Origin of the sequence: Caniella muris (genome assembly GCF_943193035.1) — a bacterium.
Lineage (GTDB): Bacteria > Actinomycetota > Coriobacteriia > Coriobacteriales > Atopobiaceae > Granulimonas > Granulimonas faecalis.
This window is the reverse complement of the sequence record NZ_CALPCK010000001.1, coordinates 1015585-1034743: the sequence shown is the minus strand read 5'-3', so window position 1 is coordinate 1034743 and position 19159 is coordinate 1015585. Positions and strand designations below refer to the sequence as shown.

At 74.4% G+C, this 19159-nt stretch carries 21 protein-coding genes and 1 tRNA gene; all 22 read left to right on the top strand.

The features are described 5' to 3' along the window. Positions 1–5 precede the first annotated feature (5 nt). The 22 genes from NFR49_RS04525 to NFR49_RS04415 all read left to right on the top strand — a co-directional run bounded on the left by NFR49_RS04525 (position 6) and on the right by NFR49_RS04415 (position 19127). Positions 6–1316: a CpaE/TadZ family protein gene (locus tag NFR49_RS04525; protein WP_251158451.1), complete on the top strand. Its 1311-nt coding sequence runs from the start codon at positions 6–8 to the stop codon at positions 1314–1316. Further along, positions 1316–2626 (top strand): TadA family conjugal transfer-associated ATPase, encoded by a 1311-nt coding sequence (locus NFR49_RS04520; protein ID WP_251158450.1) that lies wholly within the window; start codon positions 1316–1318, stop codon positions 2624–2626. Before NFR49_RS04525 ends, NFR49_RS04520 begins: the two co-directional genes overlap by 1 nt. Continuing rightward, positions 2605–3516: a type II secretion system F family protein gene (locus NFR49_RS04515; RefSeq protein WP_251158449.1), complete on the top strand. Its 912-nt coding sequence runs from the start codon at positions 2605–2607 to the stop codon at positions 3514–3516. Before NFR49_RS04520 ends, NFR49_RS04515 begins: the two co-directional genes overlap by 22 nt. Then, a complete protein-coding gene (locus NFR49_RS04505; protein WP_275557134.1) occupies positions 3513–4148 on the top strand; it encodes a type II secretion system F family protein in 636 nt (211 codons plus the stop codon). The genes NFR49_RS04515 and NFR49_RS04505 overlap by 4 nt, the downstream gene beginning before the upstream one ends. Before the next feature lie 48 nt (positions 4149–4196). Then, the gene (locus NFR49_RS04500; protein WP_251158448.1) at positions 4197–4412 is read left to right on the top strand and encodes a hypothetical protein; all 216 of its coding nucleotides are present in this window, start codon (positions 4197–4199) and stop codon (positions 4410–4412) included. Then, positions 4376–4885, top strand: a complete 510-nt coding sequence (locus NFR49_RS04495) for a hypothetical protein (RefSeq protein WP_251158447.1) — start codon at positions 4376–4378, stop codon at positions 4883–4885. The genes NFR49_RS04500 and NFR49_RS04495 overlap by 37 nt, the downstream gene beginning before the upstream one ends. Beyond that, positions 4878–5099: a hypothetical protein gene (locus NFR49_RS04490; protein WP_251158446.1), complete on the top strand. Its 222-nt coding sequence runs from the start codon at positions 4878–4880 to the stop codon at positions 5097–5099. The genes NFR49_RS04495 and NFR49_RS04490 overlap by 8 nt, the downstream gene beginning before the upstream one ends. 64 nt (positions 5100–5163) lie before the next feature. Further along, positions 5164–5574, top strand: a complete 411-nt coding sequence (locus NFR49_RS04485) for a pilus assembly protein (protein ID WP_251158445.1) — start codon at positions 5164–5166, stop codon at positions 5572–5574. Next, positions 5546–7600, top strand: coding sequence for a hypothetical protein (locus NFR49_RS04480; protein WP_251158444.1), 2055 nt, complete (start codon positions 5546–5548; stop codon positions 7598–7600). The genes NFR49_RS04485 and NFR49_RS04480 overlap by 29 nt, the downstream gene beginning before the upstream one ends. Next, positions 7597–8073 (top strand): TadE/TadG family type IV pilus assembly protein, encoded by a 477-nt coding sequence (locus NFR49_RS04475; RefSeq protein WP_251158443.1) that lies wholly within the window; start codon positions 7597–7599, stop codon positions 8071–8073. The genes NFR49_RS04480 and NFR49_RS04475 overlap by 4 nt, the downstream gene beginning before the upstream one ends. 1 nt (position 8074) lies before the next feature. Beyond that, positions 8075–8458 carry a DUF192 domain-containing protein gene (locus tag NFR49_RS04470; RefSeq protein ID WP_251158442.1) on the top strand — a complete coding sequence of 128 codons (384 nt, stop codon included), beginning with the start codon at positions 8075–8077 and terminating at the stop codon, positions 8456–8458. After that, positions 8455–9129, top strand: a complete 675-nt coding sequence (locus tag NFR49_RS04465; protein ID WP_251158441.1) for an FHA domain-containing protein — start codon at positions 8455–8457, stop codon at positions 9127–9129. Before NFR49_RS04470 ends, NFR49_RS04465 begins: the two co-directional genes overlap by 4 nt. 34 nt (positions 9130–9163) lie before the next feature. Then, positions 9164–9239: transfer RNA gene (locus NFR49_RS04460), tRNA-Phe, on the top strand. A 243-nt stretch (positions 9240–9482) separates the two neighbouring features. Next, the gene (locus tag NFR49_RS04455) at positions 9483–10526 is read left to right on the top strand and encodes a glycoside hydrolase family 5 protein (RefSeq protein WP_251158440.1); all 1044 of its coding nucleotides are present in this window, start codon (positions 9483–9485) and stop codon (positions 10524–10526) included. Next, on the top strand, positions 10526–11407 hold the full coding sequence (gene rsmI, locus NFR49_RS04450; RefSeq protein WP_251158439.1) for a 16S rRNA (cytidine(1402)-2'-O)-methyltransferase: 882 nt from the start codon (positions 10526–10528) through the stop codon (positions 11405–11407). The genes NFR49_RS04455 and rsmI overlap by 1 nt, the downstream gene beginning before the upstream one ends. 80 nt (positions 11408–11487) lie before the next feature. Then, on the top strand, positions 11488–13131 hold the full coding sequence (gene metG / locus NFR49_RS04445; protein ID WP_251158438.1) for a methionine--tRNA ligase: 1644 nt from the start codon (positions 11488–11490) through the stop codon (positions 13129–13131). Next, on the top strand, positions 13128–14033 hold the full coding sequence (gene rsmA, locus NFR49_RS04440; protein WP_135978320.1) for a 16S rRNA (adenine(1518)-N(6)/adenine(1519)-N(6))-dimethyltransferase RsmA: 906 nt from the start codon (positions 13128–13130) through the stop codon (positions 14031–14033). Before metG ends, rsmA begins: the two co-directional genes overlap by 4 nt. After that, positions 14030–15004: a TatD family hydrolase gene (locus tag NFR49_RS04435; RefSeq protein ID WP_251158437.1), complete on the top strand. Its 975-nt coding sequence runs from the start codon at positions 14030–14032 to the stop codon at positions 15002–15004. The genes rsmA and NFR49_RS04435 overlap by 4 nt, the downstream gene beginning before the upstream one ends. A 64-nt stretch (positions 15005–15068) precedes the next feature. Continuing rightward, positions 15069–15788, top strand: coding sequence for a ComF family protein (locus tag NFR49_RS04430; RefSeq protein ID WP_251158436.1), 720 nt, complete (start codon positions 15069–15071; stop codon positions 15786–15788). A gap of 350 nt (positions 15789–16138) precedes the next feature. Continuing rightward, the gene (locus NFR49_RS04425) at positions 16139–17125 is read left to right on the top strand and encodes a substrate-binding periplasmic protein (RefSeq protein ID WP_251158435.1); all 987 of its coding nucleotides are present in this window, start codon (positions 16139–16141) and stop codon (positions 17123–17125) included. Between the two features lie 150 nt (positions 17126–17275). Then, a complete protein-coding gene (hpf, locus tag NFR49_RS04420; protein ID WP_251158434.1) occupies positions 17276–17863 on the top strand; it encodes a ribosome hibernation-promoting factor, HPF/YfiA family in 588 nt (195 codons plus the stop codon). A 148-nt stretch (positions 17864–18011) separates the two neighbouring features. Continuing rightward, entirely contained in the window at positions 18012–19127 is a 1116-nt protein-coding gene (locus tag NFR49_RS04415; protein WP_338032523.1) for a DegV family protein, read from the top strand. Positions 19128–19159: the final 32 nt, after the last annotated feature.

The following is a 19159-nucleotide window of genomic DNA, read 5'->3' as shown; positions in this document are numbered from 1 at the left end:
TCGCCATGGGTGCGACGTGGCTGGTGTGTGCCGGCGAGGGGGAGCGTGCCGAGATATGCGCCCTGGTGGGGCGGCTCGTCCCGGGGTGCCAGACGATACGGTCGGGCGACCCCGTGCTCGCGCGCTCGCTGGCGTCGGGCCTCGACCCGGCGCCCTGCGTGGCCGTGGGGGCGGGGCTGCCGGTGGACCCGGTGAACGTGGCGGCCGCCGTGGCCGCCGACGGCCGGGCGCCCCGGGTGGTGCTGGCCGTCCGCGGGGCGTCCGGGTCGCTCGTGAGCCGTGCGGCCAAGGCCGGGGTGACCGAGGTGCTCGACCCGCGTGAGGGGGTGGAGCCGGCCCCTCGGGAGGCAGCAGTGGGAGGGGGTCTCCCAGAGCCGCGGCCGGAGGGGCCGGCAGCGCCCCCTGCGGCCGACGGGCTCGACGAGCCGGACTGCGTGGCGGTGGACACACCCGGGGAGGACGGCGACGCCCGCGGGCGCGTCCGGTCGCTCCCGGCCGGTCACGGGCGCCTCGTCTGCGTGGCGAGCGGGAGGGGCGGCGTGGGCAAGAGCTCCGTCGCGGCCCTCATGGCCCTCGCCTGCGCCCGCTGGGGCCTCAAGGTGGCCCTCGTGGACCTCGACCTCACCTTCGGCAATCTGTTCGGCTACTTCGGGCTGCCGGGTCCCGCCGACCTCACGCCGGTCTCCGACGGTGCGACGGGGGCCGCACTCGACCGCTGCGGGGTGCGCGTGGCCGAGAACCTCGTGCTGTTCGGCCCGTGCGAGCGGCCAGAGTACGCCGAGGCCGTGGCGCCCCGCGCCGCGGAGCTCCTCGGAGCCCTGCGCGACAGGTTCGACCTCGTGGTCGTCGACACGTCGTCGGCCTGGGGCGACGAGGTGGCCGCCGCGGCCCAGGGGGCGGACCGCCTCGTGATCGTGGGCGACGAGCGCGCGGGCGCCATCGGGTCGCTCGCCCGTGCCGCGGCCCTGGCCGTGCGCCTCGGGGTGGCCCGGACGCGCCTGGTGCGGCTCATGAACCGCTGCGACCCGCGCCGCCGTGACGAGGAGTTCATGACCCGGGCGTCCATGGGGCTCGAGGGCGCGCGCTCGTTCAGGGTGCTCGAGGGGTCGCTCGACGTCGCCGAGCTCCTGAGCGCCGGCCACGCGCCCGACCTCGCGGGGCTGGACAACGACTTCTCCACGTCCTGCGCGTCGGTGGCGGCCAAGCTCCTCGCCGACCTCGGGTGCCTGCCCGACTGCGAGGGCGCGCGCAAGGCCCGCGACGCCAAGGTGGTGCGCCGCCGCTCGGTGTTCAGCTTCGCCAAGGCGGCCGGCTGATGGGCCTCCTGGGGCGGGTGCGCTCCCAGGGAGGGGGTGTGCCCGCGGGGGACCCCGAGGGCCCGGTCCGCGAGTCCCTGCGCCGCGACCTCGTCGACCGCCTGGGCCTCGCCGACGTGGCCCGGCTCGTGCGCGAGGAGGAGCCGGCGCGCGCCCGGGAGGAGCTCTCCGTGGCGTGCGACGCGCTGCTCAACGGCGAGGGCTACGGGGGCCTCTCGCCCGAGGCCCGGGGGCGGGTGCGGCGCGAGGTGCTCGACCAGATTCTCGGGCTCGGGCTCCTCCAGCCGCTCATGGACGACCCGTCGGTCACCGAGATCATGGTCAACGGCACGCAGTCGCTCTACTTCGAGCGAGACGGCCGCATCGTCGAGGCGCCCCGCGTGTTCGAGTCGCCCGACCAGATCATGCTCGTGGTCGACCGCATCCTCGCCCCGCTCGGGCGCCGCCTCGACGAGTCGTGCCCCATCGTGAACGCCCGCCTCGCCAACGGCGACCGCGTGAACGCCGTGATCGCGCCCGTGGCGGTGGACGGCCCGGCCGTGACCATCCGGCGCTTCACGGGGCGCATCGGGTCCCTGGACCGGCTCGTGGAGCTGGGGTCGGTGCCGGCCTGGTACGCCACGCTGCTCTCGTGGGCCGTGCGCCTCCGGCAGGACGTGGCCGTGGTGGGCGGCACGGGGTCGGGCAAGACCACGCTCCTGAACGCCCTGTCGCTGGAGATCCCGGCCGGCGAGCGGATCGTCACCATCGAGGACTCCGCGGAGCTCGCCTTCGACCCCAGCCTGCACGTGGTGCGCCTGGAGGCGCGCGGCGCGTCCATCGAGGGCACGGGGGCGGTGACCATCCGCGACCTCGTGACCAACGCCCTGCGCATGAGGCCCGACCGCATCGTCGTGGGGGAGGTTCGTGGGGGCGAGGCCGTCGACATGCTCCAGGCGATGAACACCGGCCACGACGGGTCGCTCACCACCCTGCACGCCGGCAGCGAGCACGAGGCCGTGGTGAGGCTCGTGCTCATGGCCCGCCTCGGCATGGACGTGCCGGCCTCCCTCATAGAGGAGCAGGTGGCGAGCGCGCTCGACCTCGTGGTCATGGGCAAGCGCCTGGCGGGCGGTGCACGGCGGGTCACCTCGGCGAGCGCCGTAGGACGCGCGCCGGGCGGCACCGTGGAGCTGGAGCCCCTGGTGGCCTACGACGAGGTGTCCGACCGGTGGGAGCTGGTGCGCGAGCCGGCCTTCGTGGCCGAGGGCCTCGCGGGCGGCCTCTTGGACGAGGGGGAGGTGGCGGCATGGCGCTCGAGCTTGGGCTGACGGCCGCCGCGGCGTTCGCGGCCGCGGCCTGCGCGATCCCCGGCAGGCGGGGCGTGGGCCCCCGGGCCCGCGTGGGGCGCCTCCTCGCCGCGGTGGGAGGGTCCCGCCCGGTGCGGGCGGCCCTCTCGGCCCCGTGGGTCCCCGCGGGGTTCGGGCTCGCCGTGGGGCGCGTCCTGGCCTCCGGGCGGGTCCGCGGCGCCGACGGCGCCCGGGGCGCGGTCGCCCTCGCGGGGCCTGCCGCCGCGGCGGCCGGTGCGGCGGTGACCCTGGACGCCGCCGGGGCGCTCCTGGGGCTCGCCCTAGGCTGGGGCGCCGTGGCGGCGTGGGGCGCGGCCGAGGGGCGGCGGGCCGCGCAGGAGGAGGCCCGGGCGGTCCCCGACGCGTACCGCTCGCTCGCCAGCGGCCTGGCGTCGGGCCAGACCATGGCCCAGGCCATGACCTACGTGGGCCGCCACGGCCGGGGGACCGTGGGCGAGGCGTTCCTCCGCGGGTCGTTCGAGCTCGACTGCGGGTCGTCCGTGGCCCGGGCGCTGGACGTGGCCGCCTCCGGCGTGGCCGACCCGTCCATGGGGCTCCTGTCGTGCGCGCTGGTCATCTCGCAGCGCACCGGCGCCCCCATGGCGGGGCTCCTCGAGCGCTCCGCGGTGCTCGTGGAGGAGCGCGAGGGCCTCGCGGGCCTGCTCCGCACCAAGACGGCCCAGGTGCGCCTGTCGGCGGCCGTGGTGATGGTGCTGCCCGTGCTGCTCGTCGCGGCCCTCGCCCTGATCTCGCCCGACTTCAGGGCGGGCTGCGCGACGCCCGTCGGCGTCGGGTGCCTGGCCGTGGCCGTGGGCCTGGACCTCTGCGCCCTGGCGGCCATGAGGGCGATCATGGCGCGGGTGGAGCCGTGAGCCCGTGGCCGCCGCTGGCCGCCGCCGCGGCGTTCGGGGCGGCGTGGGCGCTCACGGCGGGAGGGCCGGCCCTGCCGGTGCGCAGGGCCGGGGCGGACCCGCTCGCCCGCGCCGTGCGCCTCGTCGCGGGGCTCGCCCCGGTGCGCCGCATGGGGGAGGCGTCCCGCGCCGCGGCCGAGCGGCAGGCGGCCACCCAGGAGATGCCGGAGCTCTTCGACATCCTCGCCCTGGGGCTCCATGCCGGGCTGTCGTTCGACGGGGCGCTGGCCCTCTACCTCGAGCGGCACGACACGGTGCTGGCCGCGCGGCTCGGGCAGGCGAGGCTCTCGTGGTCGCTCGGCCTCGAGACCCGTGCGGACGCGCTCCGGCGCGTGGCCGACGAGCTGGGGAGCCCGGCGCTGCTCCGCTTCGCCGACGCCGTGGCCGAGGCCCTGGAGTTCGGCGTCCCGCTCGCCGCGACGCTGGAGCGGCAATCGGGGGCCGTGCGCCGCGACCGCCGCCTGCAGGTGGAGGAGGAGATCGAGCGCGTGCCTGTGAAGATGCTGCTCCCGCTGGGGGTCCTGGTGGTCCCGGCCATGTTGCTCGCCGTCCTGGGCCCGCTCATGGCCCAGGCCCTCGGGTCGCTGGGGTGAGCGGGTGCGGTAATAGATGCAAGCCGATTCGTGTGGAAAGGGGTCGACATGGTGAGGGATCTGCTGGTGACGGTGGCGTGCGGGGTCGGGGCGTGGGTGCGCGGGGCCGCGGGGGCGGCCGCCGAGGAGCGCGGCCAGGGGACGACGGAGTACGCCATCCTCGTGGGCGTCCTCGTCCTCATCGCCATCGTCGCGGTCATCGCGTTCAGGGGGAGGGTCGAGGAGCTGTGGAACTCCATCGCCCAAGGCATCAACTCGCTCTGACGGCCGTCCTCGCGGCCCTGATCGCCGGCTGCCTCTGGGTCGCCGCGGCGCCCCGGGTGGACGGCGCGGCGACAGAGGGCGCGGCGACAGAGGGCGCGGCGGGCGAGGCCGGCGGCGGCGCCGGGTCCGGGGGCGTGCCGCAGACGGGAGGGGTGCCCGACGCGGGCTCTTCCGGGACGGCGGAGCCCTCCGTGGCGGCCGCGCTCGAGGCGGCCGACGACGTCCCGTGGGAGAGCGAGGAGGTGCCGTCGGGTCTCGCCGACGCCGCCGGGGACGAGCTCGAGGGGCTCCGCGACCGCGGGTTCTCCCTCGTGCACGGCGGCTACCTCGACCTCCTCGGGAACGTGTGGGGCTGCGTGGCCCAGGGCGCCGACGAGGTGGTGGTCTGCGTGGTGTCCGAGACGGCCGGGGGCACGTCGGTGGTGAGCCGTCTGACGTTGGGGGTGGACCGATGGGAGGGGCTCTGTGGCTGAGCGCGGCGGGCGGCCGCCCCTCGCGGAGGAGCGCGGGCAGTCGACGGTGGAGTACGCCCTCGTGCTCGGGGCGTTCCTGGCCATGGCGGTGGCCCTCGCGGCGCTCTGGCGGTTCCTCGGCCAGGGGGCGGCGGCGGACATCGCCGCCAGGGCGGCGTCCCACGGGCTGGGCGCGGGCACGGTGTCCGCGCTTCAGGACGTCCTGCTCTACTGAGCGGGGCCCCGGGACGGCGCGCGCCCTCGCGGAGGAGCGCGGCCAGTCCACGGTGGAGGCGGCCGTGACGCTGCCCTGCGTCCTGTTCTGCGTGGCCCTGCTCGCCCAGCCCCTCTGCATCCTGTACACCCGCTCGGTCATGGCCTCGGCCGCCTGCGAGGGCGCGCGCCTCCTCGCCACGGCCCCGTCCTCGTCGGAGGACGACGTCCGGGCCTTCGTGCTGCGGCGTCTGGCGGCGGTGCCGGCCGTCGGGATCTTCCACGAGGGGGACTGGGAGGTGGAGCTCTCCGGCGCGCGCACGGCCGAGGTCGCGGTGCGCGTCGAGGGCGCGGTGGCGCCGCTGCCGCTGTTCGGCCCCGTCGTGCGCGCGCTTACGGGAGGGCGTCTCATCGAGGTCTCGGTGGAGGCGAGGGAGCGGGTCCGTCCGTCGTGGTTGGGGGGTTCCTATGCAGATTGGGTCTCGATCTGGTCGTGAGGGCGGCCTGCGGTGGGGCGTCTCCGCCTTCGTGGACGACGAGGGCGGCCACACCTCGGTCGCCGTCGCGTGCGCCCTGCTCGTGAGCCTGGCCCTCGTCTTCTCGCTGGCGCAGGTGCAGTGGGTGGCGGCCCGGTCCGCCGACGCGCAGGCCGTGGCCGACGCCTGCGCGCTGTCAGGGGCGAGGGCCGTGCGCGCCTTCTCCACGGTGGCCCAGGTGGTGGACGCGACCGTGCTCTCCCTGGGCGTCTGCGGGCTCACCGTGCTGGGCGCCGGCATCGTCACCGGCCTCGTCCCGGGCATGGGGGCGGCCGGCGTCTCCATCGCGGACGCCGGGCGCTCCATCCTCCAGGGGCGCAGGGAGCTCGCGTCGTCGGCGTCCGAGGGGCTCAAGGCCCTCGAGGCCGCCCTGCCCGCCGCCGTGGCCTCCAACGGCTGGGCCACGGTGGAGGCCAACGGCGCCGGGTCGGTGCGCTACGCGGGCGTGGCGCTGGCGTTCCCCGCGGAGTCCCGCTCTGTGTGGACGCAGGTGGGCGACGTCGACGACGCCGCGCTGGCCGGGGCCGCGGACGACGCCGCGGGGCTTTCGGACGAGGCCGCCGAGCGCCGCCGGGAGGCCGACGCCGCCCTGGAGGCCGGCTGGCGGGCGGACTGCGTGGACGCCCCGTCGTGCCTCTGGGGGAGGGCCTCCTCGCTCGCGGGGCTGCCGGCCGGCGCGAACCCTCGCCACCTCCATGTGGAGGGGTGGAACTTCGGGGTCCCGCTGCTCCGGGCGCGGGCCTACTACGCGGCCCGCCTCGCCGCGGAGACGCCCGACGGCGACGGTGCGGCCGCCCGGGCCGACTCCGCCCGGCGCCGCGCCTACTACGCCTACGCGCTGGCGGAGGTCCGGTCCGGCGAGTACCGCGAGAACGCCGACGGCACGGTCACGGTGCGGCTGCCCCGCCTCGCCCACGACGCGGCGACCACCCGGGCGAGCGACCTGTTCGACGCCGTCCGCTGGCCCTGCACGTCGGAGGGCGGCTCGCCGAGGCTCCATGCCTTCGACGGGTGCCCCGGCGCCCGGGGGCAGCGCATGGACGATGCCACCGTGGCCCAGGCGGAGGCAGGCGGGTGGCAGGTGTGCCCGGACTGCGACATGGGTCTGGTCTCGCTGTCGCGGGTGGCGTCCGCCTCCACCAACACGTCGAGCGGCTTCGAGCACTACTGGCGCCTGGTCTGCGACGCCGCCGAGGCCTGGGAGCCGGCGAGAAACGCCTGTGCGGAGCTGGACGGACGCCTCCGCGAGGTGGCGGAGGGCGGGGCCGACCTCTTCGAGCGCGCGCTCGCCCAGCTCGCCGTGGCGCGGCCCAGGCTCTGCCCGCCGGGCGCCTACGGCTGCATCGGGGTGGTCGCCGCGGCGGGCTCGGCCGTGCCGTCGGGGCTCGCGGGCCCCTTTGCCGGGGAGGCCTCGCTGCCGGGTCGGGTCGCCATGGCCGCGGCCACGCTCGCCCCCGACGACACAGAGCGGTCCGGGATGCTCAAACGGTTCTTCGACGGGGCGTCGGGGGGTTCGGGAGGGGGTGTGGCAGGCGTGCTCGGCGGGGTCACCGCGCTCTGGGGGCAGCTGATCGAGGGGTACGGCGACGCCTACGGTGCGGTGGCCGACGCCGCCGGGCGGCTCTTCGACGGCCTCGACGCCGTGGGGGCCGGCGGCGTGGCCCGGTGGCTGGGGGACAGGCTCTCGCAGGTCGTGGCCGCGGCCGGGCTCGAGCCGGCGGACCTCCGGCTCCGCAAGCCCGTGCTCTGCCACACCCAGGAGGTGCTCGACAAGGACGGCTCCACCGACGCGGCGCGGATCCGCCAGGGCATCCAGGCGCTGCCGGCCGACGGCACGCCGGCCGAGATGCTCGCGGCCTTCGGGCGCCAGGTGGCGGACGTCGCGGGCGAGACCGAGGTGGACCTCGGCGAGCTCTCGGTCCCGGGGCTCCCGCTCAAGATCCCCGTCAAGGTGCGCCTGTCCACCCTCCTGGGAGGCGCGTCGTGACCGGCCGGGCGGCACGGCTCCTCCGGGAGGAGCGCGGCCAGGCCGTGGTGGAGCTTGCCTGCGTGGTGCCGGTGGTGCTGGCCTGCGCCCTCGTCGCCGTGAACCTGGGCGTCTACATCGAGCGGTGCGCCCGGTTCGACCGCGTGGCCCCCGACATGGTGCTCGCCCACGGCGTCGCGCCGGCCGACGAGCAGGACGCGTCGTCCGCCGTCCGGCAGGTCAGGGAGGCCGTGGAGGAGGCCATGGGCGACCCCGGCCTCGAGGTCGACGTCCGTGTGGAGCGCCTCGACCCCGAGGAGGACGGCCTCCTGCCCGCGCTCTCGCCGGGGCGCGTGCGCTTCGTGTGCTCCATGGGGTTCCGGCCCCGGCCGTCGACGTTCTCCGTGGCCGGGGCCGCCTGGACCGCGCCGGCGCTGCTTGTCCACGAGCGCTCCCTGGTGGTGGACATCGGGACGCTCGCGGGAGGTGTCTGACGTGGTGCCGGCCGAGGTGCGCGTGCGTGGCCCGGGAGGGGAGCGGTCGCTCGACGCCCTCGTCGTGGGCGGCTTCCGGGAGCGGCTCGTCGGGCTCATGGGGGACTTCCCTCCGGGTGTGTGTCCGGTGCTGGCGTTCCTCGCGTGCCGGTCGCTCCACACGGCGGGCATGGGGAGCCCAGTGGACATGGCGTTCGTGGGGCCGGACGGCACCGTGGCCCTGTCGAGGAGGGCCGTGCCCCCGTGGCGGGCGGTGTCGTGCCCCGGGGCCGCCTGGGCGCTGGAGCGGGTCGCGGCGGACGCCCCGTGGCCCGGGGAGGGTGACGGCGTGAGTCTGTGCGTTCAAACGGGCCGGGAGGCCCCGAGAGATAGGAGAGGGTCATGAACATGACGGTGGTCGAGGGCGGTTGCGCCCAGGGACAGGGGCACTGCCATGGCGGGGGCGCCCACGGGTGCGGCGTGCCGGGCGTCAAGGTGTGCCCGCAGTGCGGCGCCGCCGCCTTCGAGGACATGGACGTGTGCTACGGGTGCCTCCACCGCTTCGGCGCGGCGGTGCCTGCGGCGGGGATGCCGTACCCGCCGGCCGAGACGGCCGCGTACGGCGCGGGGCTCGACCTGCGGTGGGCCGTGGAGGGACCGCTGGCCGGGCTCCCCGCCGAGTGGGACGGCCCGCTCTACGACGACTTCGACCCGGCCGACGCCGAGGTGGACGAGGCCGACGAGACGGGCGACCTGTCCGAGGTCGCGCGCAGCCCGCGCTGGGGCCTGGTGATGGAGTGGCGCGGCATGAGGGCGCCCGTGGCGCTCCCGGTCGGCGGCCTCTCCATCGGCCGGGCGTCCGACAACGACGTGGTGCTCAAGGACGCCTCGGTGTCGCGCCGCCACGTGGTCGTGGCGCCCGACGAGGGCATGGTGCTCGTCCACGACGCGGGGGCCACACACCCCGCCACGCTGGACGGGGAGGAGGTCGTGGACTCCATGCCGTGGCTGCCGGGAAGCGTGCTCGAGATATGTGGCGCGAGGTTTTCGCTCGAGCTGCTTGACCCCAGGAGGTGACGTGTTATAGTTATCGGGCGCTTGAGGCGCTTTTGGCTGGGTAGCTCAGTTGGTAGAGCAGCGGACTGAAAATCCGCGTGTCAGGGGTTCGACTCCCTTCCCCGCCACCACATGTTCGCGGGCAGTCGGTCTCACCGGCTGCCCGCTTTTTCGTCCGCGACAAGGCATCCGGTCGGCTTGGCCGGAAGGGCACCACGGTGGTGCAGGTTTCGGCCTTATCGGCCTTTCCCTGCACCACGGTGGCGCGATCCGGGAAAGTTGCACCATCCTGACGCGATTGAAAGGTCTTTCCCGGCCTGGGAATGATAGCGTGGAGAACGTCGACGTACGCGCCCTGCAAGGAGGATCTGCCGGTGGATCACGCGATGCTGCACGGGGTCAACCTCGCCGGTTGGCTGGTGCTCGAGCCCTGGGTAACCCCGTCCCTGTTCGCCTCGTCGGGGGCCTTCGACGAGAAGGGCCTCGAGGCCGCCCTCGGGCACGACCGCTATGTGGAGGTCGTGGCCGGCCACCGCTCCACCTTCATCGGCGAGCGCGACTTCCGCCAGATCGCCGACCGCGGCTACAACGCCGTGCGCATCCCCGTGCCCTGGACGGTCTTCGGCAAGGACGGCCCCATGCCCGGTGTGGACGAGGGCTGCATCGAGTACGTGGACCGCGCCTTCACCTGGGCCGAGGCCGCCGGCCTGCAGGTGCTGCTCGTGCTCGCCGCCATGCCCGGCGGGGACGACGACCCCGAGGCCCTGAGCAACGTCATCGCCATGGGCTCCACCCTGCGCGACCCGGTCATCGAGGTCGTGGCCCGCCTCGCCGAGCGCTACGCCGAGCGCGACTGCCTCATCGGCATCGAGCCCCTCGACGAGCCCGTGGCCCAGCGCCGCCGCGGCCTCTCGGTCACGCCCGGCGTGCCCATGCACATGCTCCGCAACTTCTACCGCGACTGCTACGAGGCCGTGCGCGACCGCGCCGGCGACCATCCCGTGGTGGTGTTCTCCTGCGCCGGCCGCCCCGACATGTGGAACCTCTTCATGGCCCAGTCCCGCTACCGCAACGTGTGGCTGGACCTGCACCTCTACCACTACAACGACGTCGTGGACGCCTCCGGCCCCTCCGGCACGCGCCGCCTGGTGGAGCGCTCCTCCGACGCCATCGCCCGCGCCCGCCGCAGCCGCCTGCCCGTGGTGGTGGGGGAGTGGTCGAGCTCCCTGCCCGTGGGTGCCGGCACCCCCACGCCCGAGGGCCTCAAGGCCATGGAGCGCGTCTACGCCGCGGCCCAGATCCAGGCGTTCCGCGACTCCTCCGGCTGGTTCTTCCAGACGTGGAAGACCGAGAACAAGCTCTCGGCCTGGGACGCCCGCGTGGCCCTCTCCTCCTTCGAGCGCGGGATGTTCGACTGATGCCCCAGGACGACCCCCGGCCCTCCGGCGCCGGCATGCTCTCGCTGGTGGGCACCCCCATCGGCAACCTGGGCGACCTCTCCGGCCGCGTGCGCGACACCCTCGCCGCGGCCGACGTCGTGCTCTGCGAGGACACCCGCGTCACCGGCCGGCTCCTCTCGGCCATGGGGCTGCGCCGTCCCCTGGAGCGCTGCGACGAGAACGTCATCGCCTCCCGCGTGCCCGCCGTCCTGGAGCGCCTCTCCTCCGGCCAGCGTGTGGCCTTTGCCTCCGACGCCGGCATGCCCGCGGTGAGCGACCCGGGCCGCAGGCTCGTGGACGCCGCGCTCGACGCCGGCCTCCCCGTGGAGGTCGTCCCCGGCCCCAGCGCCGTGACCTGCGCCGTCGCGGCCTCGGGCCTCGACTGCTCCCACTTCTTCTTCGAGGGGTTCCTGCCGAGGAAGGCCGGCGCCCGCCGCGAGCGCCTCGACCTCCTCGCCCGCGTGCCCGGCGCCGTGGTGCTCTACGAGTCGCCCCATCGCGTCGCCGCCACCCTCGCGGCCGTGGCCGAGGCCATGCCGGGGCGCCGCGTCGCCCTTGTCCGCGAGCTCACCAAGCTCCACGAGGAGTGCCTGCGCGGCACGGCCGCCGAGCTTTCCGCCGCCGTCGCCGAGGCGGAGGCCCAGGGGCGCCCCGTGCGCGGCGAGTGCGTGGTCGTTGTCGAGTCCCCCGGCGCCGACGCCCCGGCCCCCGAGGCCGAGGCGGCGCCCGAGCCCCGGGCCCTGGCCTCGGGGCTCCTCGCCCAGGGTATGTCGCCCTCGGCCGCCGCCAAGGAGGTCGCGCGCCGCTGCGGCCTGGCCCGATCGGCTGCCTACGACCTCGTGGTGTCCCTCAAGGCCTAGGCGCCGCGCCCGCCGGTCCTATCGGGCTACAATGGCCCGAGGAAACAAGCTTAGGACCCCACCGAGAACGGACGCGCCCCATGGACACCGTGCAGCCCTCGTACTACATCACCACCCCCATCTACTACGTCAACGCGGCCCCGCACCTGGGGACCTCCTACACCTCGGTGCTGGCCGACGTCCAGGCGCGCCTGCGTCGCGCCACCGGCCACAACGTGATGTTCCTCACGGGCACCGACGAGCACGGCGAGAAGGTCGCCGAGGCCGCCGCCGAGCACGGCATGACCCCGCAGGAGTGGTGCGACTCCCTCGTGCCCGCCTTCAAGGAGCTCCTCCAGCTGCTCGACGTCACCAACGACGACTTCATCCGCACCACCGAGCCCCGCCACGCCGAGGCCGTCCGGCGCCTCATGTCGACCATCAAGGACAACGGCTACATCTACAAGGGCTCCTACGACGGCTGGTACTGCGTGCCCGAGGAGACCTACTTCACCGACACCCAGGTCCGCCACGCCGACGAGGAGCGCGGGACCGAGGGCGAGCACCTCTGCCCCGACTGCGGCAGACCCCTCCAGCGCGTGCAGGAGGAGAGCTGGTTCTTCAAGCTCAGCGCCTTCCAGGACCGCCTGCTCGAGCTCTACCGCGACAACCCGCACTTCGTGGAGCCCGAGATCCGCCGCAACGAGGTCGTGAGCTTCGTGGAGGGCGGCCTCAAGGACCTCTCCATCAGCCGTACGAGCTTCGACTGGGGCATCGAGCTGCCCTTCGATGACGGCCACGTCACCTACGTCTGGTTCGACGCCCTCATCAACTACCTCACCGCCGTGGGCTACGGCGCCGACGAGGGGGAGTTCGCCTACCGCTGGCCCGCCCAGGCGCACCTCGTGGGCAAGGACATCATCCGCTTCCATTGCGTGATCTGGCCCGCCATGCTCATGGCCGCGGGGCTCCCGGTGCCCGAGGAGGTCTTCGCCCACGGCTTCCTGACCGTCAAGAACGAGGAGACCGGCGCCACCGAGAAGATGTCCAAGAGCCGCGGCAACGTCGTCTCGCCCGCCACCGTGGTGGACCTGCTCGGCGTGGACGGCTACCGCTACTACTTCATGACCGACGTCAAGCCCGGCACCGACGGCGGCATCTCCTGGGGCCGCATGGAGCAGGTCTACAACACCGACCTCGCCAACTCCTGGGGCAACCTCGTGAGCCGCACGCTCAACATGAGCGCCAAGTACTTCGACGGGAGGACCCCCGCCATGCCTGAGGGCTGGGACACCGTCGAGAGCCCGCTCTCCCAGGTGGCCTCCGGACTCGTGGACCGCTACCTCGAGGCCATGTACCGCTTCGCCTACGACGAGGGCGCCGCGGCCGTCATGGAGCTCGTCCACGCGGCCAACCACTACATCGAGGACATGGAGCCCTGGAGCCTGGCCAAGGACCCGGCACGCGCCGACGAGCTGGCCTTCGTCATCGGCTCGCTCGTGGAGGCCATCCGCGTCTCGGCCCACCTGCTCGCCCCGCTCATGCCCACCACCTCCGCCGAGGTGCTGCGCCGCCTGTCCGCCGGGGACGAGGTGGGCACCCGCGACCTCAAGGCCGTCTGCGCCTGGGGCGGCTTCGCCCAGGGCGCCCCGGTGACCAAGGGCGACGCGCTGTTCCCGCGCCTCGTGGCCGAGGGCGCCGCCCAGAAGGGCGACAAGGCCAAGGCCGCCAAGGGGGGCAAGTGAGCTTCTCGCCCCTGGCAAGCCCCGGCGCCACCCGCGCGGTGCTCGAGGCCCACGGCCTGGCCACCAAGCACCGCTTGGGCCAGAACTTCCTGGTGAACGACCACGTCATCGGCAGGATCCTCGACCTTGCCGAGCCCTCCCCCGACGACCTGGTCTTCGAGGTGGGTCCGGGCATCGGCACGCTCACCTGCGCGCTGCTGCCCCGGGCGGGGGCCGTGGTGGCCGTGGAGGCCGACCGCTCCCTCGCCCCGGTGCTCCGGGCCACGTGCGCCGCCTGGCGCGACAGCTTCGCCCTCGTGCTCGGGGACGCCCTCCGGGTGGGGGCCGACGACCTCCGCCGCGCCGCCGCCTCCCTCGGCCTGGCCGGCGTGCCCACGGACCCCACCATGCTCGTGGCCAACCTGCCCTACCAGGTGGCGGCCACGGTGATCCTGGACACCCTGCAGCAGATGCCCTCCGTGGGGCGCTGCGTGTGCATGGTGCAGAAGGAGGTGGCCGACCGCATCTCGGCCGTGCCGGGCACGAAGGCCTACGGCGCCTACACCGTCAAGCTGGGGCTCTACGCGGAGGTCACCGGGCGCTTCGAGGTGGGCCCAGCCAACTTCATGCCTCCCCCGCACGTGGACTCCTCCGTGGTGCGCCTGGACCGCGTGCGGCCCTGCGACCCCGCCACGGGCGAGCCGCTCACGGACGCCCAGCGCGCCCTCTGCGCCGGGGTGGTGGACGCCGCCTTCGCCCAGCGCCGCAAGACCATCCGCAACTCCATGGGCGCCCGCGGCTTCGACAAGGACGCCGTCGACGCGGCCCTCGCCGCCGTCGGGATCCCGGGCACCCGCCGTGCCGAGACCCTCTCCGTGGCCGACTTCGTCGGCCTGGCCCTCGCCCTCGAGGAGGCTTCATGAGCGCCATAGACGACCTGCTCGACGACGGCGAGCTCTTCCGCGACCAGAAGGGGCGCCCGCGCCCATGGCCGCGCCCCCTCGCGCCCCTGGCCGACACCCACGGCCACCTCACGGTCTTCCGCGGCCACGACCCGGCCCGCGCCGTGGCCCGCGCCGCCCTGGCCGGCGTGCGCCTCCTCGTGGTGCCGGCCGACCCCACCGAGGACGCCACGGACGCCCGGGCGTTCCTCCGCTCCCTCGACGGGTGGGTGGAGGGCGCGCGCTCCCTGCTCGCCGCGGCCGCAGCGGAGGGGCCCGCGCCGCCGGCGTTTCCCGGCGTCCCCGACCTCTGCGACAACGTGCGCGTGGTTGCCGGCATCCACCCCTACGGTGCCGCCTGGGCAGACGACGCGGCCATGGCGAGCCTCTCGGAGCTCCTGGCCGACCCCCGCTGCGCGGGCGTGGGCGAGATAGGCCTCGACTTCACCTGCGACGTGCCCGTGGACGTGCAGCGGGACGTCTTCTGCCGCCAGCTGCGGCTGGCCCGCGAGCTCGCCGTGCCCTGCGAGCTGCACATCCGGGACGACCGCGACGACCCGGAGGCCGCCGCCCACGCCATGGCGCTCGAGGTCCTCGACGAGGTGGGGGTGCCCGAGGCCGGGGTGGACCTCCACTGCTACACGGGCGACCCGGCCGTGATGCGCCCCTTCGTGGAGCGCGGCTGCCTCGTGGCCTTCGGCGGCGCCGTCACCTTCAGGCGCTCCGACGAGATCCGCGACGCCGCCTGCGCCTGCCCCCTCGGGCAGATGCTCACCGAGACCGACTCCCCCTACATGGCGCCGGTGCCCCTGCGCGGCCTGGAGTGCGAGCCGGCCATGGTGTGCCTCACGGCCCGCTGCCTCGCCGACGTTCGCGCCGAGCGCGGCGTCTCCGACCCGGGCGAGACCTACGCGGCGCTCTGGGAGAACGCCTCCCGGCTCTTTCCCCGCTGACCGTCCCTCCCTTTTCCGCTAGAATCCACACCACCCCCTCCCACCTGCCGAGGGGGTGGTGTGCATGGACGTCTCCGCAGGCCTCGCGGGCGCGGCCGAACTGGCCCGGGACCTGCTCTGGCCCGCCCGCTGCGCCGGGTGCGACGGTCCGGGCAACCTGCTCTGCGACCGCTGCAGGCACCGCCTCCCCTGGATAGACCAGCGCCGCTGCTGCCCCGTGTGCGGGGCGCCGGGCGGCTGGCTCGTGTGCACCGAGTGCGACGGCCCCTGGGAGACCGAGGCCTGCGTGGCCGCCCTCTCCCTCGAGGGCCCGGCGGCCCGCCTCGTCAAGGTCTACAAGGACGGCCACGAGCGCCGGCTCGCCCCGGTGCTGGCCGCCGCGTGCGCCTGCGCGCTCGACGAGGCCTCGGCCTGGGACCGCGGCCGCGTGGACCCGGGCTCGCTGGACGCCCTGTGCTTCGTGCCCTCCACGGCCGAGGCGTTCCGGCGCCGCGGGTTCGACCCCATGGCCGACGTCGCGGCGTGCCTCTCCGCCATGGAGGGCGTCCCGCTGGCCGACGCGCTCTTCCGCGGCCGCGCCGCCGACCAGCGCTCGCTGGGGAGGGGGGAGCGGGCCGCCAACGTGGCCGGGACCTTCTCGTGCGCCCAGGACGTGTCCGGCTGCCGCCTGCTCCTCGTGGACGACGTGGTCACCACCGGCGCCTCGGTGCGTGAGGCGGCCCGGGCCCTGCTCGCCGCCGGCGCCGCGGGTGTGTGGGCCGTTTCCGTGGCCCGCACGTGGTGATTATCAGACAGCGCTCAGCTGATGGTATAGTTCCTAACGTCTTTGCCGGGTCTGTGGTTGCGGGCGCCACCCACAGGGCGCCCTAGTCCATGGCAGACGAGGCCAAAGGGATCCACGTAAGCCGCCGCGTGCGCGCGGCGGCGATCACGGCTCGTCCTAGAAGTAAGCCGCACCTCCCGTCAACCGTCTGCGGGGCCCCATGGCCCCCCGGGGGAGAGGGTGGGTAGTGAAGGCGCCGCGGCGCCCGAGCGAGAGCCCCCGTGCGCGAGTGTGGGGTCGAAGACCAGGTCAGCCGGCAGAGACGGCCCGGGGCCCACGACCCGGGTACTTGACAACGACAGGAGGAGCCCATGTCCCCCGCCCGATCCAAGGCCCTTGGGGCCGTCCTCGCCCTCGTGTTGGCGGCCCCCCTCGGCGGATGCCAGGCGCCGGTCACCACAACCGTGGACGAGGCCCAGGCCCTGCGCAGCGCCCAGGCCCAGGCCCAGGTGTCGGTCGCGCCCCCCGTCATCCAGCGGGACGGGGTGCTGAGGGTGGCGGTGCTCTCCAGCGCCGGCACGCCCCATGTCATGGAGGCCGCGGACGGCACGATCCAGGGCATCGACGTCGACGTGGCCGCGGCCCTCGCCCAGCAGATGGGCCTCTCCCTCGACCTCGTGTGCGTCCCCTCCGTCGAGGACGCCTCGGCCCAAGGGGTCGACGTGGTGCTGGGGGTGGGCGCCCAGGACGGCACCGGCCTGTCGGTGGTCTCCAGCTACATGGAGGAGGCCGTGGGGGTCTTCGTGGGCGAAGACCAGGGCCCCTTCGACGCCCAGGACGTCCTCGGCCGGGGGGTGGCCGTGGTCCAGGGGTCCCCGGCCCAGATCGCCCTGGCCTCCGTCGACCTCCTCGCGACGGCGGGGCGCCCCTACGACGACATCGACTCGGCCTTCGAGGCCCTGGAGCGGGGCGAGGTGGCCTGTGTGGCGTGCTCGGCCTACGAGGGGGCCTACGTGGCCCTCGAGCACCCCGCCGTCGACCTCCTCGGCACCGTCGACGTGCCGCGGTCCGTGGGGGCGGGCGTCGACCCGTCCAACGGCTCCCTGGTTGCCGCGGTCCAGGAGGCCCTCGACGCGGTGGGGTCCAACGGCGTCCTCAGCGTCATCCGAAGCCGGTGGGTGGGCGACCTGCCCGTCCTCGGCGCCGACTCCCTCATCGAGCTCGCGTCGTCCGGCGGCCTTGCCGACGCCTCGGGCCCCATGGCGGACCCGGGCTCCGACGGCGCCTCCTCGGTGCCGTCCCCGGGGTCGGGCGACGGGTCCTCGGCCGGCTCCAACGCCGTCACGTCCATCGGCTGACCCTTCGCCGCCCCACCGGCCCCGTCGGCCGTGTTCTTCTACTGTCGACGATGTTTTCACGGGAGTTTCAGAAGTAAGCGGGTATAGGAACCTCAGCAACACGGCGGCCCGGCCGCCAAGACCCTGGCAACCTACGAGAAGGGATCCACCATGGCAATCACCGTCTATGGACGCAAGATCCAGGTCACCGACGCCCTGCGTGACCACGCCGAGCAGAAGGTCGGCGACGCCCTCAAGGTCTTCGACATCAAGCCCCTCACCGCCGACGTCGCCCTGCGCGTGGAGCACTACAAGAGCGGCATCAACGAGCACATCTGCGAGGTCACCGTGCGCGTGCGCGGCACAGTCATCCGCGTCTCCAGCGCCGGCGACGACATGTACGCCGCCATCGACGAGGCCGCCCGCATGGTCACGCGCCGCATGCGCAAGTACAAGACCAAGGTCGTGGAGCGCCGCCAGCGCGCCGGCCGCGCGGAGGGCATGGAGACCGTCCGGGCCGACACCGCTTTGGAGGCGGAGGTGCTCGGCGACGAGGCCGAGGCCGACGAGGAGCTCGTGCGCACCAAGTACATCGAGTACACCAAGCTCACCGAGGAGGACGCCCTCGTCCAGGCAGACCTCCTGGGCCACGACTTCTTCGTCTTCCGCGACATGGTCACCGGCAACGTCCATGTGATCTACCACCGCAGGAACGGCGGCTACGGCATCCTCAAGCCCGAGGACGAGCGGGAGGGCTGAGTCCCCTCGCCATCATCGGCGGCACCGGCGGGCGCCGACCCCACGAGGGGCCGGCGCCCGCATCCGTGTGGGGTCTTCGGCCACCGTCGCCCCGGCGGCGCCCAACGGGTAAAATCAAACGCTGTATGCCTATGAACGGGAGGGCCCTGTGACCACCGACAACGCTGATACCGCCCCCACCAAGGGACAGGCCAAGGCCGAGGAGCGCGCCAGGAGGGAGGCGGAGCGCCAGGCCCGCAAGGAGGCCGACACCCAGGCCGCCGAGCTCCGGGAGGCCGAGGAGCGCGCCCGCGAGGAGCACGTGCGCCGCTTCCGCAGCAGCCGCAACAACGTACACATCATCGTCGACTCGTGCGGCGACTTCGACCCGGCCATCGCCCAGGCCCTCAACGTCGAGGTGATCGGGTTCCCCTACGTGGTGGACGGCGAGGAGCGCACCGACGACCTGTTCCAGTCGGTGACGGCCAAGGAGTTCTACGACTCCATGCGCCGCGGCACCTACCCCACCACGAGCGCCGTGACCCCCGGCCACTACTACGAGGTCTTCAAGCGCGCCGCCGAGCAGGGCAAGCCCACCATCTACCTTGGGTTCACCGAGGCCCTCTCGTCGTCGGTGCGGGCCGCCGAGGAGGCCGCCCAGATGGTGCGCGACGAGTACCCGGGCTTCCGGCTGGCCGTCGTGGACAACCGCTGCCCCTCGGCCGCGGCCCAGCTGCTGGCCATCGAGGCCGTGCACCAGGCCAACCTCGGCGCCTCCTTCGACGACCTCGTGGCCTGGGTGGAGGAGGCCCGCAACTTCATCCACGGCTTCTTCACCCTCGACAGCTTCGACGCCCTGGCCCGCGGCGGCCGCATCCCCGCGTCGGCCGCGAGCCTCGGCGGCAAGCTCGACATCAAGCCGGAGCTCTCCTACGACCCGTCGGGCGCCCTCACCTTCAAGCGCATGTGCCGCGGCCGCAAGAAGGCCATCCGCGCCATCGTGGAGGACTTCCGCGACGCGAGCGACGGCGAGCGCTCCATGCCCGTGGGCATCGTCACCGCCGACGCCGAGAAGGACGGCGACTGGCTCGAGGGGCTGCTGCGCAAGGAGAAGGGCTGCGAGGACATGATCGTGGTGCGCAGCTCGGTCTCGCCGGTCATCGGCAGCCATGTGGGCCCGGGCATGGTGGCCCTCGTCTTCTGGGGCCGCGACCGCCGTGAGCACGGGTCGCTCTCGGAGCGCATCGCCTCCAAGGTGGGCGGCCGGCGCACCAAGGACCGCTGAGCCCGACCGGCCCCGCCGCCTTCGAGGGGGCG